The following is a 20,544-nucleotide window of genomic DNA, read 5'->3' as shown; positions in this document are numbered from 1 at the left end:
AGGTCATTGAGGAAATCTATAGAGGTTGGAGATTGTATAAGTATTATTCCGCCTTTAGACTTCGCGGTGATCTCATTATAAAAGCAATAAGTACATAGAAATGTAGTCGGAACAGGTAGCTTTGGAATAGGGAGAAAGGGATATGTTGATTTTGACTCGCCGCGTTGGCGAAACCCTGATGATCGGTGACGAAATTACCGTTACCGTTCTCGGAGTGAAGGGGAACCAGGTTCGCATCGGTGTTAACGCACCTAAAGATGTTGCCGTTCACCGCGAAGAAATCTATCAGCGGATTCAGTCCGAAAAAGGCTCTGACGAGCCGGAACCGGGCAATCGTTGATCAGAAAGAAAGCCGCTCAAGGGAAACCTGAGCGGCTTTTTTAATAATAGGGAAAATCGGTTAGAAAAATATCGTGTCAACCCTATGAAAACAGAAAAATTATGGTAGTATACGCCCCGTTCTCAAGGAGAGGTGGGTGAGTGGCTGAAACCAGTTCCCTGCTAAGGAACCGTACGAGCAATCGTACCGAGGGTTCGAATCCCTCCCTCTCCGCCATTTCCCAGCGGAAAGGCGAGAACCGGTTGAAGTAGCATTCAACCACTGCGAAAGATTGTGCGGCTGTAGCTCAGCTGGATAGAGTACCTGGCTACGAACCAGGCGGTCGGAGGTTCGAATCCTCCCAGCCGCGCCAATTTTCGCCAATCAGTTTCAAGCGGCTGTAGCTCAGCTGGATAGAGTACCTGGCTACGAACCAGGCGGTCGGAGGTTCGAATCCTCCCAGCCGCGCCATATTAAAGTCAAAACGCCTCAGTTTGTGTACCCCACAGGCTGAGGCGTTTTGCGTTGTATAGCTGGGAGGATTTGAACCGATAGAGGTTCGACCGAAACCCGCGAAGTGGGTTGAGGAACGCCGGAGCAGCGCGACGGCGGCCCCGAAGGGGAAGGGCCGAAGGCCCGCCTAATCCTCCCAGCCGCGCCATATTAAACAAAAAGCCCCGCCAAGTGCGGGGCTTTTTGTTTCTGTTACCACATCAAATCGTCGGGAATCTCATAACCCGCGTACGGATCGTCTTCGCCGGCGTCGTCCTGTTTCCGCTCATGCATTGAGATAACGGCGGCTTCATCCCGTTCCATAATCTTGCGTGCTACCTTGTCCGGGACAACTTCGTAGTTTTCGCCAAGGGCGACGATGGCCAGCCGCCCCCTCGAAAGCTGGTCAACCATCTTGTCGTCCACCAGGATTTTCTTGATCTTCTTGCCGTCAACAAACTGGTAAGACGTCTCGCCCCGGCTGCGATCCAGTCGGTTGGTTTCGATCAGCTGGCGAATCTGGGCCTGGATGGCTTTTTTCTCGGCTTCTTTCTGCCGTTCCAGGTTCAGCTGACGATCCCTTTCGGCCTGTTCCTGCCTCGCCTTGCGTGCGCGCTCTTCGGCTTCATTCACCTGGGCAGCGCCTTTCGGCTGTTGTTTCCGCTGTTTACGCTTTTCGCTGCGAATGGCCCGGGCCTTTTTCTCATCAGCCAGCCCGGCTTTCATAAGTTGTTCCTGCAAAGACGCCATCAGTGACTCCGTGGATTCGTGATAAACTTCAGCAATTATCTGTTCAGTATACGCCGTCAGTGCGCACTCAATAACCCACGTTTACTTCACCTCATGGATTTTTTATGTCTTCTTTCAAAGAGCTGGGCCTGTCGCCTGCCATGCAGGCCAACCTTGACCGGCTGAATTACACGCAGCCAACCGGTATTCAGGTAAAAGCCATGCCGCCGGCCATGGCGGGCCGGGATGTGATTGCCATGGCCCAGACCGGCAGCGGCAAGACCGCGGCCTTCGGAATACCGCTGATCGAAAAGCTGCAGCCGAAGCAGTTCGCGGTACAGGCGCTGGTGCTGTGTCCTACCCGGGAGCTGGCAGACCAGGTGGCCAAGGCCCTTCGGGAGCTGGCTCGGGCAAAGGAAAACGTAAAGGTGCTTACCCTGTGTGGCGGTGTGCCCATTGGCCCGCAGATTGGTTCGCTTAGCCACGGCGCCCATATTGTGGTGGGCACCCCGGGCAGGGTGGAGGACCACCTTCGGAAGGGCACCTTGAACCTGGATCGCCTGAAAACCCTGGTGCTGGATGAAGCAGACCGGATGCTGGACATGGGTTTTGAAGAAGTGATGACGTCAATTCTTTCGCAGACGCCACGTAATCGCCAGACACTGTTGTTTTCGGCTACCTGGCCAGACGCGATCCGTACCATCAGTGAACGCTTCCAGTCCGAGCCGGAAGATGTGCGGGTTGAGGCGCAGGAATCCGGGCCGGATATTGAAGAGCTGTTCTATGAAATCGCGCCGGATCAGCAGGTTGCTGCCGTGGCGGCGTTGCTTTCGCGTTTCCAGCCATCGGCCAGCCTGGTGTTCTGTACCACCAAGCGCGACTGTGATGAGCTGGCCGACGAGCTTTCCCGGTTGGGATTTGCTGCCTTGTCTTTGCACGGTGACCTCGACCAGAAAGACAGGGATGGCACGCTGGTGAAGTTTGCCAACCAGAGCTGCACCGTGCTGGTGGCTACGGATGTGGCAGCCCGGGGGCTGGACATCAAGGGCCTGCCGCTGGTGATCAATGCCGAGCCTGCGCGGGATCCGGAAGTTTACACCCACCGCATCGGGCGTACCGGCCGGGCGGGGGAGCAAGGCCATGCGATTACGCTGTGCACGCCGAAGCAGGGGCACAAGATAACCCGTCTGGAAGGTGATCGGGCAAAGTCCGCGGAGTGGGGTGATACGGCCGGGCTGTTGGCAGAACGGGTGCGCCCGGTACGCCCGCCAATGAAAACGCTGTGCCTGGCCGGAGGCCGCAAAGAAAAGGTTCGCCCCGGTGATGTTCTGGGAGCGCTCACCGGTGACGCAGGCATTCCCGGCTCTGCGGTAGGCAAAATTGATCTGTTCGATTTCCAGTGCTTTGTTGCGGTGCAGGTAGAGTGGGCAGATAAGGCGCTCGCCAGGCTTGAAGCAGGTAAGGTGAAAGGCAGGAAAATACGCGTTCGCTTCGCGTAATCGCGCTTTGAATAAAGTGGCGCTTCAGTTGTCTTTTCAGGCCGGAGCGCTCGGAAACTCCCTATAGAAATGTGTCCTTTAGGTTGCTCCTGATCAATGAAACCGGTAAATTACGCAGGATTTTGCCTCCCGTTTTGCTTTTTCAGGCCATAAGACTTTGGTCTTGTTTGGGCTGGTAGTAATCCGGGGAAATCACACAAACCAATACAGGTAGCTGTTCGCTATGAATGACCTGATGTCACAAGCCGTTGAGCTGATGATTGCCGGCATGGGTTTCGTGTTCGTGTTCCTGATTATTCTGGTATTCGCGACCGGCCTGATGTCCAAAATCATTCTGCGGTTTGCGCCGCCAGAGCCGGCAACCCCGGCCAGAACGCCACGTGCCAAGCCGAAGGCGCCCACGTCGGTTGACCCTGACACCGCCGAGGCCATCAAGAAGGCGATTGCACAATACCGGGCACGCCACAAGAAGTGACCCTGGTACAGATTAGAACCTTTTAACAGAAGGCTGACACGATGACTGACACGAAAAAACCGCTTGGGATTACGGACGTAATTCTGCGTGACGCCCACCAATCCCTGCTGGCCACCCGCATGCGGCTGGATGACATGCTGCCGATTGCCGAGAAACTCGACAAAGTCGGTTTCTGGTCCCTCGAATCCTGGGGTGGTGCTACCTTTGATTCCTGTATCCGTTACCTGGGTGAAGACCCCTGGGATCGCATCCGCGAGCTGAAAAAAGCCATGCCCAACACGCCCCAGCAAATGCTGCTGCGCGGCCAGAACCTTCTGGGCTACCGTCACTATGCGGATGACGTGGTAGAGCGGTTTGTAGACCGTGCCGCCGAAAACGGCGTAGACGTGTTCCGTATTTTTGATGCGATGAACGACCCCCGCAACCTGGCCACCGCCATCAAGGCTGTTCGCCAGACCGGCAAGCACGCCCAGGGTACGATTTCCTACACCACCAGCCCGGTACACACCATCGAGAACTGGGTTGAGCTGGCCAAGGAAATCGCCGACATGGGTGCCGATTCCATCGCCATCAAGGACATGGCCGGTCTGCTGAAGCCTTACGTGGCTTACGACCTGGTCAGCCGTCTGAAGAAAGAGCTGGATATCCCCATTCACATGCAGTGTCATGCCACCACCGGCATGTCCACCGCCACAGCAATCAAAGCCGCCGAAGCCGGCATTGATAACGTGGATGCGGCCATCTCCTCCATGAGTATGACCTACGGCCATTCGCCCACCGAGGCGATTGTGGCGATCCTGGAAGGGACCGACCGCGATACCGGCCTGGACCTGAACCTGCTTGAAGAAATCGCGTCTTACTTCCGCGAAGTGCGTAAGAAGTACGCCAAGTTCGAAGGCAGCCTGAAAGGCGTCGATTCCCGCATCCTGATTGCCCAGGTTCCGGGCGGCATGCTGACCAACATGGAAAGCCAGCTGAAAGAGCAGAACGCCAGCGACAAGTTCGACCAGGTGCTGGCCGAGATTCCCAAGGTACGTGAAGACCTGGGCTATATCCCGCTGGTAACCCCGACCTCCCAGATTGTGGGCACCCAGGCGGTACTGAACGTACTGACCGGCGAGCGCTACAAGTCGATCTCCAAGGAAACCGCCGCCATCCTGAAGGGTGAGTACGGTTCCGCACCGGCTCCGTTCAACAAGGAACTGCAGGAGCGGGTTCTGGATGGCAAAGAAGCGATCACTTGCCGCCCGGCTGACAAGATCGAGCCGGAAATGGACAAGCTGACCGCAGAGCTGAAAGACATTGCCAAGGAAAAGGGTATCAAGCTGGCCGAGCAGGAAGTGGACGACGTTCTGACCTACGCCCTGTTCCCGCAGATTGGCCTGAAGTTCCTGGAGAACCGCAACAACCCGGATGCATTTGAGCCGGTTCCGAGTGCTGACGACGTAGCGCCGGCCAAGAAAGCCGCAGGTCCTGAGACCTACACCGTGGAAGTGAATGGCCAGAAGTATGTGGTGGCCGTGAACGAAGGTGGCGAAATCAGCCAGATCGAAGGCCAGGGTGGTGCGTCTTCCGCACCGGCGGCAGCTGCTCCGGCCGCGGGTGACGGCGAGCCTGTACTGGCGCCTCTGGGCGGCAACATCTGGAAGGTGCACGTCTCTCCGGGTGACACCGTGGAAGAGGGCGATGTGATGATTATCCTCGAAGCCATGAAAATGGAAACCGAGGTGCGCGCACCCAAGGCCGGTACCATCGGTGAAGTCTTCATCAAGGAGGGGGATGCCGTCTCCGTTGATGATGAAATGCTGACAATCGCATAAGGGCCAGCATTCCATGGATAAAATGATGACACTGTGGACAGGTAGTGGCCTGTTCAATATCGAGCTCGGCCAGGTGGTGATGATCGCCATCGGCCTGCTGCTCCTCTATCTTGCGATCAACAAGAAATTCGAGCCACTGCTGCTGGTCCCCATCGGGTTCGGCGGTATCCTGGCGAATATTCCGGAGGCAGGGCTGGCCCTGACTGCGGCGGAGAATGCCATCCACTTCGCATTGAAGAATGGCTCTACGGAGATTCTGGCGGCCCTGGCGGCGCCCCTGGACGTGGCCTACCAGGCCGGCCAGGCGGTGACCCCCGAGCTGAAAGATGTCTTCAAGGAAGCGGTCAAGGAAGCCAGCTACTCCGAAATGGCCATGGCCAATTCCATCGCCCAGGATTACGGCTACGGCAACGGTATGCTGTACAACTTCTACTCCGTGGTAATCGGCAGTACCGTTGGCCCGCTGTTGATCTTCATGGGTGTAGGCGCGATGACCGACTTCGGCCCGCTGCTGGCAAACCCCAAGACCCTGCTGCTGGGTGCAGCGGCTCAGTTCGGTATCTTCGGTACGGTTCTGGGTGCGGCCCTGCTGGACTGGACCGGCGTTCTGGAATTTACCATTCTGGAAGCGGCGGCCATCGGTATCATCGGTGGTGCTGACGGCCCGACGTCCATCTATGTATCCAGTGTTCTGGCGCCACACCTTCTGGGTGCGATTGCGGTGTCTGCCTACGCCTACATGGCGCTGGTGCCGATGATCCAGCCGCCGATCATGAAGGCGCTGACCTCCGAGCAGGAGCGCAAGATCAAGATGAGCCAGCTGCGCCCGGTGAGCAAGAAAGAGAAGATCATCTTCCCGCTGGTGGTGCTGATTGCCGTGGTTCTGTTCCTGCCGGATGCGGCGCCGCTGCTGGGTATGTTCTGCTTCGGTAACCTGATGCGTGAGTGTGGCGTGGTAGAGCGTTTGAGCGATACTGCCCAGAACGCACTGATCAACATCGTGACCATTTTCCTGGGTCTGTCCGTTGGCTCCAAGCTGATGGCGGACAAGTTCCTGGATGGCCAGACCCTGGGTATCCTGGGACTGGGTATTGTGGCCTTCGGTGTGGGTACTGCTTCGGGTGTTCTGATGGCGAAGCTGATGAACAAGCTGAGCAAGGAGCAGATCAACCCGCTGATCGGTTCTGCCGGGGTGTCTGCGGTGCCGATGGCGGCGCGGGTGTCCAACAAGGTGGGCCTGGAAGCCAACCCGCAGAACTTCCTGCTGATGCACGCAATGGGCCCGAACGTGGCTGGTGTTATCGGCTCTGCGGTTGCAGCGGGTGTGATGATCAAGCTTCTGAGCTGATTGTTTTCACTGCTGTAGTTATAGAGAACCCTGCTTCGGCGGGGTTTTCTTTTTTGTAGCTTGCTAGTTTGGGGGCTGGCCCCGCCACCCCGATGCTTCTGAACTCCGAACTGTAAGCCATAAGAGTGCAGAAAAATTTGCCTTGTGGTGTTCGTTCTCGGGTGATCAGTGAAAATCTCTGGAGCTAACTGGTAACGAGTTAATCAGGTGGCTCAGGTCAGACAGTTTTCCGGCCATGACATGCACGATGTCTCCCTCTTTTTCGATAACGCCTTTTACGTGTAACAAGCGGGCAGTGAGTAACGGTTTGCGTTGGCGGCGGGCGGTTTCGAGCCAGACGACGACGTTGATGTTGCCGGTTTCGTCTTCGAGGGTGACGAAGGTTACGCCGGAGGCGGTGCCGGGGCGTTGGCGGCCGGTGACCAGGCCGGCGACCTGTACGGGGATGCCGGGGCGGGTGGTTTTTAGTTGGTCGGCGGTGAGGCAGTAGCTCAGGTGGCCTTGTTCGCGGAGCAGGGCGAGGGGGTGTCTTTGTAGTGTTAGGCCCTGGCTGCTGTAGTCGGCGAGGACGTTCTGGCCTTCGGTGGGTTCCGGGAGCAGGGGGCAGGGTTCGGGTTGGTAGTCTGCCATGGTTTCGTTGGCGAAGAGTTCTGCCGGTTCTTCGTGTTCGAGCAGTTGCCAGTAGGCTTGGTGGCGGTTGCTGGTGAAGCCGGGCATGGCGTTGGCGCCGGCGAGGAGTTCCATGTCGCGTTGGTTGAGGCCGGCGCGGGTGCGCAGTTCGGCGGCGCTTTGGTAGCCGTTTTTCGGGCGGTTCTGGTGGATGCGGTCTGCACCGCTGGAAGACAGTCCCTGAATAATTCTGAGGCCCAGGCGCAGGTGTTGTTCCGGGCCTTTCAGGGTGTGTTCACGGTGGCTGTGGTTGACGTCTGGCGCCAGTACGGTGACCTTGTGGCGTTGGGCGTCCTGCACTAATTGGCTGGGGGAGTAGAAGCCCATGGGCTGGCTGTTGAGCAGGGCGCAGTAGAAGGCGGCCGGGTGGTGGCGTTTGATCCAGGCGGAGACGTACACCAGTAAAGCGAAGCTGGCGGCGTGGGATTCCGGGAAGCCGTAGCCGCCGAAGCCGCAGATCTGTTGATACAGGCGCTCGGCAAAGTCCGGATCGTGGCCCCGTTCGAGCATGCCGTTGATGAGTTTGTCCCGGAACGGGGTTAAGTCCCCGTGGGATTTCCAGGCGGCCATGGCCCGGCGCAGTTTGTCGGCTTCGCCTCCGGTAAAGCCGGCGGCGACCATGGCCAGTTTGATCACCTGTTCCTGGAATATGGGCACGCCCAATGTGCGTTCCAGTACCTGGCGGACGGCATCGTTGGGGAATTCGACGGGTTCCAGGCCGTGTTTGCGGCGCAAATAGGGGTGCACCATATCGCCTTGAATGGGGCCGGGGCGCACGATGGCGACTTCGATCACCAGATCGTAGAAGGTTTCCGGTTTCAGGCGCGGGAGCATGTTGATCTGGGCCCGGGATTCCACCTGGAATACGCCGATGCTGTCGCCTTTTTGCAGCATGGCGTAGGTGTCCGGGTCTTCCTGGGGGACATCCTGCATGGTGAAGGTCTGGCCTTTTTCTTCGCTGATCAGCTCCAGCGCCTTGCGGATGGCGGTGAGCATGCCCAGAGCCAGTACATCCACTTTCATCAGGCCCAGGCTTTCCAGGTCGTCCTTATCCCACTGGATGACCGTGCGGCCTTCCATGGCGGCGTTTTCCACCGGCACCAGTTCCGCCAGTGGCCCTGCGCTGATAACAAAACCACCTACGTGTTGAGACAGGTGGCGGGGAAAGCCCAGTAAGGTGTTCACCAGGGTAAAGAACTGCTCCGCCACTTTCGGGTTGCGGGTGAGCCCCTTGTCCAGAATCTGCTGACGCCAGTTGGTGCTTTTATCGCGCCAGTCGATGCCATCCAGCAGTTTCTCCACCAGGGCGGCATCAAAACCCAGTGCCTTGCCCACATCCCGGATGGCACTGCGGTAGCGGTAGCGGATGACCGTGGCGGCCAGAGCTGCCCGTTCCCGGCCGTAGCGCTGGTAGATGTACTGGATGACCTCTTCCCGCCGCTGGTGCTCGAAATCCACATCGATATCCGGCGGCTCGTCCCGGTCTTTCGAGATGAAGCGTTCAAACAGCAGCTCGACCTTGGCCGGGTTCACCTCGGTAATGCCCAGGCAGTAACAGACAGCCGAATTGGCGGCTGATCCTCGCCCCTGGCATAAAATGCCCCGGCTGCGGGCAAAGGCCACGATGTCGTGGATGGTGAGGAAGTAGTGCTCGTAGTTGAGCTCCGAGATCATCCCTAGTTCTTTGCGGATTAACGCCTGCACCTTCATCGGCGTACCTTCGGGGTAGCGGCGGCGTTCGCCTTCCCGGGTCAGGCGTTTGAGATAGGCCGCCGGGGATTCGCCTTCCGGTACAAGATCAGGTGGGTACTCATAGCGCAGGCTGCCGGGCTCGAAGCTGCAGCTGTTGGCAATGTTTACGGTTTCCTGAAGCCAGGCCGGCGGAAACAGGCGTTGCAGCACCGGGAGCGGGCGCAGGTAGCGTTCGCCGTTCTGGAACAGGCAGTGGCCGGCGTTTTCAACCGTGGCGTGGTGGCGCAGGGCGGTGAGTACATCTTGCAGGGGCTGGCGTTCCCTGGCGTGCATGTGTACTTCGCCGGTTGCTGCAACGGCTAGCTGTAAGTGTTCAGCCAGTGCGCGTACCCGGGCCAGCTGTTGCTCCTCGCCGGCCTCCAGGGTGCGGGTAGCGCCAATGCGCAGGCGTTGTTCAAACAACCGCTGCAACCATTCACCACACGCCACGGCCTGATCGTAGCTTGCCGCCGCCCTGGAAGGTGGTTGCCAAAGGCACAGGCAATGATCCAGCTCGTGGGTTTCAATATCCCGGGCAAACAGCTGGTACTGGCCTTTCTCTGCCCGGCGCCGGCCGGTGGTGATCAGCTGGCACAGCTGGCCGTAGCCCTTGCGGGACTGGGCCAGCAGGATGAAGCGGGGCGTGGCCGCGCCGGCGGGGGCATCTTCCAATTCAAACCAGCTGCCGGTAATCAGCTTTACCGGGCTGTCTTTCAAAGCGGCCCAGGCCCTGGGAATACCCGCCACCGAGCAGGCGTCGGTGATGGCGATGGCGTGGTAGCCAAGCTCCAGGGCCCGTTCCGCCAACTCATGGGGGTGCGAGGCCCCGGTGAGGAAGGTGAAATTGCTGAAACAGAAGAGTTCCGCGTAGCTACCTGCCATTAACCAAACCATCCATGTATGAACCAGCCATCGTTAACATCCCGGAACACCCAGGCCAACTCGCCGCCCGGTAACCGGGCGATGTAGTAATCCCGGTGTACCCGCTGGCCATCCCACCAGCCACCGCTGATGCGTTCCGGGCCGGAATGCCAGGCTACCGGCGTTTGTTCCAGTGGCCGGGGGCCTTTCAGCAACCACAAGGGGCGGTGGGGAAGTAGCGCCGAAGCGCTGTCCTGGCGCTTTCCGGGTTTGCGTACTTCGCTGGCAGACCAGGCATGTTCTGGCCGATGATCGTCCATTGGCGCCAGTTGCTTGAGGGCCTGTTCACCCAGTCGGGCCTGCAGGCGGCTGATCAGTGTGTGCCAGGCCTCGTTCAGATCCTGGGTTTCGCCCAGCAGATCCTGGCCCCCCGGCGCCTCTCGGCCGGTAAAGCGTTTAACCGCCAGAACAAGGCCGGTGACCGGAGCCCGCAGCGGTTGCTGGTCCAGCTTCAGCTGTATCAGTTTCAGAAAAACCTCGGCCCGGTGCTCCGGCCCGGTGGTGCGGATACGCAGGCGGGTGGGCTCTTCATGTCGGTGCTGCAACACCAGCAGCAGAGTGTCGGTATCCTGCTGGCGCCAGCACAGGTCTTCTTCCAGCTCTGCCAGTATTCGCTGCAGCGAGAACAGCAGCCCCTGAGCGTGCTCCACCTCCTGAATAAAGTCTGCCCGCTGCCGGAACGTGTGGGGTGGCTGCCAGGGTGCCTTGGGATCGGCCCGGGTGCCCTGTATTTTCTGGATAATGGCCAGCAGTTCCGGTGATAACCGCCGGGCCAGTTCCGGGGCAGGTAGGGCAAATACCTCACCCAGGGTGTTCAGGCCAAGGCGCTGAAGGCGAGTGCAGGATTTCTTGTCAAAGCCCGCAGCCTGTAATGGCAGATTGCCAAGCGCCGTCAGGATATGGCCTTTGTCTGCCGTGCATTCGCCCTTGCCGGTATGGGCCAGCAACCGGGCAGCGAGCGGCGTGTGGCCAATAGCCACCCAGGCCGTGAGCTGGCGCTCCGTTAACGCCTGTTCCACGGTTTGCCAGATGGCCGGCAAACCGCCGTACAGCTTCTGCAGGCTGCTGACTTCTGCCCATAATCCATCCGGCGGCGCCAGCGTGATGTGTGCGGCATAGTGGTACAGCCAGCGGGCCTGGTCCTCCAGCAACCAGGCCTCCTGTTTTGCATCTGCCCGCATAATGTTGAGATCCGGAGCCAGGCCGAGGGCCGTTTTCAGTCGCATACCCGGGGTAATACCCAGGTCCCGGGCGGTGGGGCAGGCCTGAACAATGTTCTGCCCGGTACCGTCTACAATCGCCAGGGCGCCCGTGGCATTCTGGCTGCGGCGGACGTGGTCCAGCAACAGGTGAGGGAAATGCAGGTAAAGCCAGAGCACAGGGCTACTCCCGGGCCTCGGGCCAGGGCCCCTGAACGACGCGGGAGGAATCCTGAACAGCAATGTTGGCCCGGTGCCCGAGAGCAATGGAACAACGCTGCCCCGGCCAGCTACCGCGGCGTTTGATGATGTTTACCTTGAGCTCCTGATGTTCACCGGGGGCCAGTTCCAGCCTTAACGCTGCCGGAGAGTTCTGGTCTGAAAACCGGCAGCTACGGAACAGCACGCATACATTGCCGCCGGCTTCTGATGCCAGTTGCAGGCGCCGGACATCCCGGCTGGCGAGCTTGCCCGGCCAGGCCAGCACCAGCCCGGTAACCGGGGAGCGCAGGCAGTTTTCCATGGTCCATAAAAAGTCCCCCTGATCCCGGGTGTTGATCATCACCAGGTGGCCCAGATCCACCCCTTCACGGGCGAGGGCGGGAGCGTAAGGCGTGTGCGGCGGATTCAGCCAGAAAATGGTTTTGCCGGCGGCGGATATCCGTTGCATCAGCGGCAGTACCAGGTGCAACTCGCCAATGCCGCAGGTGTCGAGCAGGCACTCACTCAACGCACCCCGCGGCCAGCCCAGACCGCCCAGCTGGTTATCCAGCACCTGATAGCCCGTCGACTCCGCCGGCTGGGTGGTCTTTCTGTGCTTATGGCCCTGCCAGATACGGGCATCTTGCAGAAGGCTGCTGAGTAATTCGCTCATAGGAAATTATCCGAATACTGTTTATACATACAGTATTCTTGTGAGGGCGGAATTTCAACTGCCAACTTGATAAAACCGGGCACGCCACCCACGCTGAACACAGCAACCAGAAAAGGAGGACGAGCCATGACAAAACTAAGCCAACAAGCCTGTGAAGCCTGCCGCGCAGACGCCCCCAAAGTGACCGGCCAGGAGAAACAGGAACTGCTGAGCGCCATCCCCGACTGGGAAGACGTGATGGTAGATGGCGAGGAACAATTACGCCGGGTATTCACCTTCAAAAACTTTGTGGAAGCACAGGCCTTCACCAACAAAGTGGCGGACCTGGCCGAAGCCGAAAACCATCACCCTGCCATTTTGCTGGAGTGGGGCAGGGCGACAGTGCGGTGGTGGACCCACAAAATCGGCGGTTTGCATAAAAATGACTTCATCATGGCGGCCAGAACAGACGAGCTTTATTAAAAGGCTTCGTCTACCGGGCTGCGTACACTAAAGTCGTGGCCCCATATCCACCTGATGCTGCAGAAGAGTTGAGTGGATTTGCTTCTGAAGAGGCTCAATCAGGCGTTCTGGCAGCAGTGTGATCCTGTCTTTACCACCTTTACCTTCCCGGACAATTAACTGCTGCATTCCGAAATTGATGTCTTTTATCCGGAGCCGAAGCGCTTCACTGATTCGTAAACCAGCACCGTAAAGCAGCATAGCGATCAGTTTGTACTCGCCTTCCAGGCAAGCAATTACCCGCCGGGCTTCATCCGGACTGAATACCACTGGCAGCTTCTTGGGTTTTCTGGCTGGCTCATATTGGAGCTCTTCCAGGGGCGACCCCAAAAACTCGCGATATAAAAAGATCAGAGCATTCAGAGCCACTCGCTGGGTAGCCACGCTGACATTTGCCTGCAGTACCAGGTGAGACAAAAATGCTTCTACCTCACCAGAGCCCATGGTTTCTGGGTGCTTTCGGCCATGAAACCGGATAAAGCGCTTGATCCAGAAGACATAGGTTTGCTCGGTTTTGTAGGCCAAGCCTCGCAGCCGGATAAAGCTCCGAAGCCGATCCAGAAACCGGGTTGGCTGGGCCGGGATGGGGGCGGGGATATCCATATCCTTAGTACTCCTTAAGCTGTATATATGTACAGTAAAATAATTTCAGGTGAAGTCAACCGAGAAATTTCGACGGAGTTATACGAACGCGTTCGCAAAACTCCGGAAAATCCCAAAGAATTATTCGTAACCTTCTGATATGGTTAAAAAGTAAAAGTTAAAAGGGCGGAGTTATACGCCCCAGGATAAGGGCAAGGAGTGGTTCTGTTGAGGGCGTATAACTCCGGCGGTAGCCGTGGTGGATTGCTCTCATGCTTTTGTTTTTTATTGGAAAAATTAAGAATTTCGGGCGCGTTTGGGTTGGAGTTATACGAACGCGGGATATACGAACTCGTTCGTAGAATTCACTGTTGAACTAAACCGCTTCGCGGTAGCGAGTGGTCTCGGCGTTGGCCGCAAAATCAGGTGAAGTGACGGATACTTTTGAAGAGCCCTTATGGGCTGCTCAAAAGAGGAGATGCCGCCATGACACCGTTACGTCAGACCATGATCCAGGCCATGCGTCAGCATGGCTTTTCCCCACAGACTCAAAAGAGTTATCTCTACGTCGTCACTGATTTGGCGCGGTATTACCGCCGATCCCCGGACCAGTTGGAGGTTGGGGATCTGCAGACCTACTTCAATTATCTCGTCCAGGAGCGTTCCCTGGCGCCGGCCAGTTGCCGGCTGTACCTGCTCCTGTACCTGCAAGTGCTGCACTGGGCAGATTTCGACGTGAACCTGGTGTTGCCCAAGCGACCGCAGCGTATTCCTGAATTACTGACCCGTCAGGAGGTTGCACGGATATTGGCAGCCACCAGGAATCCGAAGCATCGGGCCTTGCTGTCGATAACCTATGGCTGCGGCTTACGCGTGAGTGAAGCTGTGGCGTTGCAGGTAAAGAGCATTGATGGCGAGCGTCACTTGCTCCATGTCCACCTGGGTAAAGGCGGCAAGGACCGAATGATTCCATTGGCTGACGTGTTGCTAAACCGGCTGCGGGAATACTGGCGCCTTGGGCGCCCCATGACCTGGTTATTCCCAAGCGAGGTGTTGACGGGACAGCATCTCACGACAACCACCGCCCAAAAGGTGTACCGAAACGCCAAGAGCGCCAGTGGTGTGCAGAAGTGTGGAGGGATACACGCGCTACGTCACGCCTATGCTACCCATCAGCTGGAGCATGGTGTGGCCCTCAATGATTTGCAGAACTTCCTGGGGCACAGTGACCTGCGCACCACCGAACGATATCTGCACTGGTTGCCAGGGCTTTCCTCCCAGAATCGCTCGCCTGCGGATTTGATTGCAGATCTTGGAGGTGGGCGATGACAGGTGCAGTCACGGTTCAGTCGGTGCTGAACCAGTTTTTGGTCACGGAATCACTGGATAGCCATCGTCGGAAGGTCTGTAGCCGCCTGATAGATTGCCGAACGGCACGGATGGGCGGCATGGAAATGCAGTGTGATCAATGCAAGGTGCGCACCGTTCATTACTACGGTTGCCGGGACCGGCATTGCCCACAATGCCAGGGGCGGGCAAGCCAGCAATGGTGTGAGCGCCAGCGCCGATCGCTGCTGCCGGTTCCGTACTTCCACCTGGTGTTTACCTTACCTCATACCCTGAACGGCTGGGTGCAGGTGCATCCAGATGTGGTCTACCGTCGCCTTTTCGAGTCGGTTTGGAACACGCTCCGTCAATTTGGCTTCAGAACCAAACACTTGCAGGGAGAGTTGGGCATGACCGCTGTCCTCCATACTTGGGGGCAGAACCTGAGTCGCCATGTTCATGTACATTGCTTGATTCCGGGCGGGGTGCTCACAGAAGCTGGCGAATGGCACCGGGCTAAGCATCAGTATTTGTTCCCGGTCAGGGCGTTGTCACGGCGCTTTCGCGGACGGATGGTGTCGTCGCTCAGAAGCTCAGCCAGAGCCGGCGAACTGCACAGGCTTACTGAGCCTGAGGCCATTAACTCTGTGCTCAATGACTTGATGGCGAAGGATTGGGTGGTTTACGCCCGTCATTGCCTGAACCAGGCTGAAACCGTGGTGGACTACCTCGCTCGCTACTCCCATCGCGTTGCCATCAGCAACGGCCGTTTGTTGGCACAGGAGGGTGAGCAGATCGTGTTCCGGTACAAGGATTACCGGGATGGAGATCGCCAGAAGGCTCAGCAACTGGACGGGGTGGAATTTGTGCGGCGGTTCCTGATGCATATCCTGCCAAAAGGGTTTATGCGCATTCGACATTTTGGCTATTTAAGTAACCGGACCCGGCGACAAAAGCTGAGCGTTATTCATCAGGCGCTCCAAAGGCCCGTCGAGTCTGACGTTGAAACGTTAATACATTCAGGGACGTCATGCGCCTGGCCGTGCACTCGATGTGACGACGGCATGGTTTATCGGGTTCGACAGATTCCTCGGTGCAGAACACTGGGAAGTCTAGTGACGGCCTAGCCGCACCTGGCGGCTGACAGCACGCATACAGTTCCAGAGGAGCTGGGCGTTGACTCGCGTTCTGACTGGAAATGGAACAAAGAGCGGGTTAGTCTGGCCAGAATACACAAGGATGGGATCATTTATGGGAACCAATGGAAGGATCTTCACGTCCACCGAGGTCTTTTACGCACTCGATTTGTCGTTCCGACCTCTGTCCAAAAATTACTTTACCCTTATAGACAGTTTGCGGGCTTCGGTGCCGGCGGCTTAGTCCAACCCACATTTAAAGGTCATGCTGCGCACGACCTTTAAATGCTTAAGTGTTAGAAAATTGTTTACCGGAGGCATTGTGTCTTTTAAAGCACTGGGGTTGATCTGCTGTTTGGTTTTTGCAGTACCATCATGGGGTCAATCTGCACTAAAAGTATTGGATCAGGAATCAGTAAGCCGGTTGGACTTGGCTATGGTGCGCCTGAGCCAACGGGTTTTTGAGTACGAGGTGGAGAAGAAATTTCAGGAATATAGTGCATTTGAACTGCGGTATGCACGGGTAAGATATCGTGGTAATGAGAATCAGATAGAGTTCTTTGCGCTGATTCAGGCAGATCCGACGGAGTTTTATTGCGAACTAGCGCTAAGGGATTTTATGAAAAAATTCTATTTTGGAGCTTCAGCAAAACTATTCTACTCAAATTTTTTTATGCCAGCTGGATCACCTCAAAATTCTTACGAGACTAATCTTTATCAATCTGTCTATGAGAGTACTGTGTTTCGCGTAGCAATCGCGGATTCAGACATGCAGCGAAAGTTTGAGTGCAATTTCTATGGGGCAAATCCTAAAATAACTTACTCAAAATTGTAGTGTATTGATTAACTGGAATATTTCTAACCAGTCATTCAAGTTCGTTCCCGGCCTGGCGGCCGTCCACCGGACGCCCTTTCCGTTGCACTCCAAGGGCGCCGCTTAATATTGGCGTTAGGCCTTTTCAGAGGGATCATCAAAATGCCGGTCACGTTTTCCACGTTCTCATCTGCCGTTGCTGCCACATGGAAGCTTGGAAAGGCTGTGCATGATTGGGTCACAAACGCCCCGCTCAGAAAAGACTTTGAATCTTTCCTGACATGCTTGGAGCATCGACGCGTTTTATATGCCGAATGGCAATATGAGAGTATGCCTGCGGTCTTGGCTAGTCTCTCAGACATCCTTGGCGAGATAAGGGCTCTCCGCTCCAAGCATCCGAACAACGTCGAGTTAGGTGTCCTCCTGGGTGAACTCATCGTGTCACTGCAGGAATGCCTCGATAAGCTGCACCAACATTCGCAATCAACACCGGCAGCTGAAATGAAAGCCTACAAAGTGCTCCTCAAAGTAAGGAGCGATATGGCAAGAACCCTGGCAATTTTGTGTGGAAAGACGGGTGTATCCCCGCATGGAAACGATCTTGAGAAATTCATTATGGACATGGCCTTGGTGCGCCCAAAGGCCTAACAAGTTCGGCCAACGGTCGCTCCTGACGTCGCGCCGCTGCCGCAAGCGTTAGGCAGAGGAGAGGAAATGCCATACGAGCCTCCAATTAAAAGAAATCCCCGAGAGCTCACGGTGGATCAGCACTTCCATACAGCCCATGCCATCTCTAAATTCTACGATCATGATGGCAAGGTCGAAGTGAGGATGATTAGAACCGGGGAGGTCGTAAAGAGGCATAAAAGGGCAAAAATATTCTGCACAAAGCGTACTTGGGATCAGCGTGCTGAAACCGGGTACATGCTCGCGATAGAAACAGCCTTTCACGATGAAATCGATAATATAAAAGCATTCTCCGATCGAAATCACGATGCCCTTTCTCGATACCATCTTCTCTGGCGATTGCGACACCATTTTCACCAGTCCGACTGCCAAGATTTGGTTTTGAAGGGTGTTACGGGCTCAGGTTTAACGAAAGATCAAGAGGAGATCGTCGAGAGTAAAGGTGGTGCGTTCTTCAGAGATGAGGGTGTAGTAGCATCCCGTTTAGCAAGTGGCTTGGAGATACAGATTTCCCTTGATCGTTATTGGCACAACTACGAGGGTATTAAGTGGGGTCTTATACGGGCTGAAGAAGGTGAATTCATCGTGGCTGATGCGTATCACCAGCTTCCATTCATGCCAGTCTCCCCAAATACAGCATTCTTGGCGGGCGCGGAAGATTATACGGTGAGCAGGGAGACGGTCTGTAATTTGAATAATAAATCCATCGCGGCATCGCATGAATATTACTTCGCTAGGGAGCTTGCAGCATGCCCTGTTGCCTAACAAGGCCAGGCACGGCGACGTCTACTACATTGCGGCTTCGCCTCCATTCCGTAGCCGCGCATGCTGGCTGGCGTTAATTGCCAAGGAGAGGTATGGCTATCAGCTTTCAGGTGAATCACCCTATCACCACGGACCAGTTCATCGGTTTGTTGGAGAGCTCTACCCTTGGGGAGCGTCGGCCAATTCACGATCGAGACTGTATGGAAGGGATGATTTCCAACTCCAATCTCGTCGTAAGCGCGTGGGATGATGACTTGTTGGTCGGCATCGCTCGCAGCGTCACGGATTTTCACTATGCCTGCTACCTGTCAGATTTGGCAGTTCATCAGAACTATCAAAGATCAGGAATAGGCAAACGATTACAGTCACTGACCCAGAAGCAACTGGGGCCGCTCTGCAAATTGATACTCATCGCAGCACCGGCAGCCAATTCGTACTATGGTCAGCTTGGCTACACGCACAATGATCGCTGCTGGGTTCTGGATGCGGGGGTGACCATTGGCAATTAACAAGGCCAGGCACGCGACGTCTACTGCATTGCGGCTTCGCCTCCATTCCGCAGCCGCGCATGCTGGCTGGCGTTAGCACAAAAAGGAGATAGTAAGTGCTTGATTGGGTGTATGTTGTTTTGATCTCAATTGGAGTGATCGGAGCTTTTGTCTTTGTTTCCTGGGCCTTTGGCACCATCATCGAAGATATCTTTGAGATGAAACAGATAAACAACTTCTCGAATGATTTTAAGGATACTGTTAAGCATAGCCAGCCAACGTGGGAGGATGTAAAAGAAATCGCCTCTACAAGAGGGCTAACCCAGTCTAAAATCCAATATACAATAAGAAAATACTATCGCGAGATTATGGCAGGCAGGGAAGATGATCTATCTCCTCATAAAGAGTTAATAAAGGACTATATTGACCAATATCGGAAAGATGAGCCTTTTGAGGGGCTGCCAAACGAAGTTCGAATTCACTTGGAGAGATTGAGAGATCAAATAGATGGTAACGAACACCTGTTAGAGCCGTTGACGTCTCAGATTAAAGATCTCCTCACCATAAACAAGAAAGAGCAGAAACATCAGAAGTATTACACCATTGGTGGTTTTTTTGTTGGACTTGCTGGGTTTACATTTGCGATATATACAAGTTTTATAGATCCGCAGATCGAACCGCCTGAGGTTAGTCAATCAATGTCACAAAATGAGAGTGCTAACAAGACAATTCAGCCGACCGCTGATGCGGCGGCTGATTGAGGCGTTAGATTTCAAAAGGTAGATCATGTCACCTGAAATATTGAGTTTGATTGCGTTGGTAATTGCACTGACTTCGACAGTGATTAACTATCTTGTGCTTAGATTACAGCGCGATCCAGAAGTGGTTGTTTATGCAGTGTGAAGTGGACCCCAAATTTTGGACAGGTGCCTAAGCTCTGATTCATCATCTCCATAAGGAGGAGAATCATGAGCAAGAAACGCAAGCAATACAGCGCATCATTCAAGTCCAAAGTCGCCCTGGCTGCCCTCAAGGGCGACCAGACCACATCCGAAATTGCTGCCCGTTTCCAGATCCACCCCACCATGGTCAGCACCTGGAAGCGCGAACTGCTGGAGAATGCCCCGGGCCTCTTCGAAGGCAAGAAGAAAGCCGGCAAGCAATCCGATGAGCCCAGCACAGACGAACTTTACCGAGAGATTGGCCGACTGACGGTGGAACGCGATTTTTTGTCGCGCAAGCTCGATCAGTAAGCCGTCAACAGCGGTTGGCGATGATCGAGCGTGGTCATCCCCAAGTCAGTCTTTCGCGCCAGTGTGAGCTGCTCAAGCTGAGCCGCTCATCGGTGTACTACGTCCCTCGTGAGCAGTGTCAGGAGGATCTGGATCTGATGTACCTGATTGATCAACAGCACCTGGAAACGCCGTACTATGGCTCTCGCAAGATGCGGGTCCACTTGCAGCACCAGGGCTATCGGGTCAACCGGAAGCGGGTGCAGCGGCTGATGCGCACCATGGGCATTCAGGCGGTGTATCCGCGCCCCAGAACCAGCATTCCGGGCGATGGGCACAAGGTGTACCCGTATCTGCTCACAGGGCTGAAAATCGACCGCCCCAACCAGGTGTGGGCAACAGATATTTCATATATCCCGCTGGCCCGGGGCTTCATGTATCTGGTTGCCATCATCGACTGGTACAGCCGCAAGGTGTTGTCCTGGCGAGTCTCCAACACCATGGACACAGACTTCTGCGTCGATGCACTGGAGGAGGCTCTACAGCGCCACGGAACACCGGAGGTCTTCAACACCGATCAGGGCGTCCAGTTCACCAGCGAGGCCTTCACAAGCGTTCTCAAAGAGCATGGCATCCGGATCAGCATGGACGGCAAAGGCTGCTACCATGACAACATCTTTGTGGAACGGCTCTGGCGCAGCGTCAAACACGAGTGCGTCTACCTCACTGCCTTCGAGGATGGCCGACACTTGAAGCAGGCGCTCCACCGGTACTTCCGGCATTACAATCAGACCCGGTACCACCAAACCCTTGATTACCAAACACCGGATGAGGTGTACTACCAACAACCCATGACCCTGGCAGCTTGAGCCGGGAATACAGCCGGATCAGAGCTTAACTGCACCTTCAGGCTGTCCAACTGATGGGGTCCACCTCA

The 20,544-nt window shown here is 56.0% G+C and carries 19 protein-coding genes and 3 tRNA genes; 17 read left to right on the top strand and 5 right to left on the bottom strand.

Translation table 11 applies throughout. From position 1 onward, the window contains the following. Window positions 1–142 precede the first annotated feature (142 nt). The 4 genes from csrA to AQ621_RS05460 all read left to right on the top strand — a co-directional run bounded on the left by csrA (window position 143) and on the right by AQ621_RS05460 (window position 790). Window positions 143–340: a carbon storage regulator CsrA gene (gene csrA / locus AQ621_RS05475; RefSeq protein WP_022989559.1), complete on the top strand. Its 198-nt coding sequence runs from the start codon at window positions 143–145 to the stop codon at window positions 338–340. A 126-nt stretch (window positions 341–466) separates the two neighbouring features. Further along, window positions 467–556 (top strand) — tRNA-Ser (locus AQ621_RS05470). A gap of 59 nt (window positions 557–615) precedes the next feature. Continuing rightward, a tRNA-Arg gene (locus tag AQ621_RS05465) sits at window positions 616–692 on the top strand. Window positions 693–713: 21 nt separating this feature from the next. Beyond that, a tRNA-Arg gene (locus tag AQ621_RS05460) sits at window positions 714–790 on the top strand. Window positions 791–1,024: 234 nt separating this feature from the next. On the opposite strand, the gene AQ621_RS05455 is transcribed toward AQ621_RS05460, so the two are convergent. Continuing rightward, entirely contained in the window at window positions 1,025–1,561 is a 537-nt protein-coding gene (locus tag AQ621_RS05455) for a DUF2058 domain-containing protein (protein WP_036219739.1), read from the bottom strand. A gap of 104 nt (window positions 1,562–1,665) precedes the next feature. Between AQ621_RS05455 and dbpA the strand changes: the two genes are divergently transcribed. From dbpA to AQ621_RS05435, 4 genes are all read left to right on the top strand, one after another. Beyond that, complete coding sequence (gene dbpA / locus AQ621_RS05450) at window positions 1,666–3,039, top strand: ATP-dependent RNA helicase DbpA (RefSeq protein ID WP_058340609.1); 1,374 nt, start codon at window positions 1,666–1,668, stop codon at window positions 3,037–3,039. A gap of 223 nt (window positions 3,040–3,262) precedes the next feature. Then, complete coding sequence (locus AQ621_RS05445; RefSeq protein ID WP_022989556.1) at window positions 3,263–3,514, top strand: OadG family protein; 252 nt, start codon at window positions 3,263–3,265, stop codon at window positions 3,512–3,514. A gap of 41 nt (window positions 3,515–3,555) precedes the next feature. Continuing rightward, window positions 3,556–5,334: a sodium-extruding oxaloacetate decarboxylase subunit alpha gene (oadA, locus tag AQ621_RS05440; protein WP_022989555.1), complete on the top strand. Its 1,779-nt coding sequence runs from the start codon at window positions 3,556–3,558 to the stop codon at window positions 5,332–5,334. A gap of 13 nt (window positions 5,335–5,347) precedes the next feature. Then, window positions 5,348–6,682: a sodium ion-translocating decarboxylase subunit beta gene (locus AQ621_RS05435; protein ID WP_058340608.1), complete on the top strand. Its 1,335-nt coding sequence runs from the start codon at window positions 5,348–5,350 to the stop codon at window positions 6,680–6,682. Between the two features lie 165 nt (window positions 6,683–6,847). On the opposite strand, the gene AQ621_RS05430 is transcribed toward AQ621_RS05435, so the two are convergent. The 3 genes from AQ621_RS05430 to imuA are packed head-to-tail and all read right to left on the bottom strand — an operon-like array spanning window position 6,848 to window position 12,076. Then, window positions 6,848–9,964, bottom strand: a complete 3,117-nt coding sequence (locus AQ621_RS05430) for an error-prone DNA polymerase (RefSeq protein WP_058340607.1) — start codon at window positions 9,962–9,964, stop codon at window positions 6,848–6,850. Next, the gene (locus AQ621_RS05425) at window positions 9,964–11,382 is read right to left on the bottom strand and encodes a Y-family DNA polymerase (RefSeq protein ID WP_058340606.1); all 1,419 of its coding nucleotides are present in this window, start codon (window positions 11,380–11,382) and stop codon (window positions 9,964–9,966) included. The genes AQ621_RS05430 and AQ621_RS05425 overlap by 1 nt, the downstream gene beginning before the upstream one ends. Before the next feature lie 4 nt (window positions 11,383–11,386). After that, window positions 11,387–12,076: a translesion DNA synthesis-associated protein ImuA gene (gene imuA / locus AQ621_RS05420; RefSeq protein WP_058340605.1), complete on the bottom strand. Its 690-nt coding sequence runs from the start codon at window positions 12,074–12,076 to the stop codon at window positions 11,387–11,389. Window positions 12,077–12,202: 126 nt separating this feature from the next. Between imuA and AQ621_RS05415 the strand changes: the two genes are divergently transcribed. Beyond that, window positions 12,203–12,538, top strand: a complete 336-nt coding sequence (locus tag AQ621_RS05415; RefSeq protein ID WP_022989328.1) for a 4a-hydroxytetrahydrobiopterin dehydratase — start codon at window positions 12,203–12,205, stop codon at window positions 12,536–12,538. Window positions 12,539–12,565: 27 nt separating this feature from the next. Here AQ621_RS05415 and AQ621_RS05410 read toward each other — a convergent pair whose 3' ends face one another. After that, window positions 12,566–13,180, bottom strand: coding sequence for a phage integrase N-terminal SAM-like domain-containing protein (locus AQ621_RS05410; protein ID WP_227508248.1), 615 nt, complete (start codon window positions 13,178–13,180; stop codon window positions 12,566–12,568). 465 nt (window positions 13,181–13,645) lie between these two features. Between AQ621_RS05410 and AQ621_RS05405 the strand changes: the two genes are divergently transcribed. The 8 genes from AQ621_RS05405 (at window position 13,646) to AQ621_RS05360 (ending at window position 20,476) form a co-directional block, all read left to right on the top strand. Next, window positions 13,646–14,488, top strand: coding sequence for a tyrosine-type recombinase/integrase (locus AQ621_RS05405; protein ID WP_058340604.1), 843 nt, complete (start codon window positions 13,646–13,648; stop codon window positions 14,486–14,488). Beyond that, the gene (locus AQ621_RS17245) at window positions 14,485–15,612 is read left to right on the top strand and encodes an IS91 family transposase (protein WP_082640910.1); all 1,128 of its coding nucleotides are present in this window, start codon (window positions 14,485–14,487) and stop codon (window positions 15,610–15,612) included. Before AQ621_RS05405 ends, AQ621_RS17245 begins: the two co-directional genes overlap by 4 nt. 331 nt (window positions 15,613–15,943) lie before the next feature. Further along, complete coding sequence (locus AQ621_RS05390; RefSeq protein ID WP_145840251.1) at window positions 15,944–16,456, top strand: hypothetical protein; 513 nt, start codon at window positions 15,944–15,946, stop codon at window positions 16,454–16,456. Window positions 16,457–16,597: 141 nt separating this feature from the next. Then, window positions 16,598–17,083, top strand: a complete 486-nt coding sequence (locus tag AQ621_RS05385; RefSeq protein ID WP_058340600.1) for a hypothetical protein — start codon at window positions 16,598–16,600, stop codon at window positions 17,081–17,083. Between the two features lie 66 nt (window positions 17,084–17,149). Continuing rightward, the gene (locus AQ621_RS05380) at window positions 17,150–17,887 is read left to right on the top strand and encodes a hypothetical protein (RefSeq protein WP_058340599.1); all 738 of its coding nucleotides are present in this window, start codon (window positions 17,150–17,152) and stop codon (window positions 17,885–17,887) included. A 92-nt stretch (window positions 17,888–17,979) separates the two neighbouring features. Beyond that, the gene (locus AQ621_RS05375) at window positions 17,980–18,396 is read left to right on the top strand and encodes a GNAT family N-acetyltransferase (protein ID WP_022992962.1); all 417 of its coding nucleotides are present in this window, start codon (window positions 17,980–17,982) and stop codon (window positions 18,394–18,396) included. Window positions 18,397–18,491: 95 nt separating this feature from the next. After that, window positions 18,492–19,136, top strand: coding sequence for a hypothetical protein (locus AQ621_RS05370; protein WP_058340598.1), 645 nt, complete (start codon window positions 18,492–18,494; stop codon window positions 19,134–19,136). Window positions 19,137–19,343: 207 nt separating this feature from the next. Further along, window positions 19,344–20,476 (top strand): IS3 family transposase gene (locus AQ621_RS05360; protein ID WP_413772290.1). Its coding sequence is split into 2 segments (ribosomal slippage): window positions 19,344–19,626 and window positions 19,626–20,476, totalling 1,134 coding nucleotides; the frame shifts between segments, so codons are not numbered across the junction. Window positions 20,477–20,544: the final 68 nt, after the last annotated feature.

The organism is Marinobacter sp. P4B1 (assembly GCF_001447135.1).
GTDB classification, from domain to species: domain Bacteria; phylum Pseudomonadota; class Gammaproteobacteria; order Pseudomonadales; family Oleiphilaceae; genus Marinobacter; species Marinobacter vinifirmus.
Note: the sequence above shows the minus strand (reverse complement) of the source record. Positions and strands in the feature narration are given on the sequence as shown.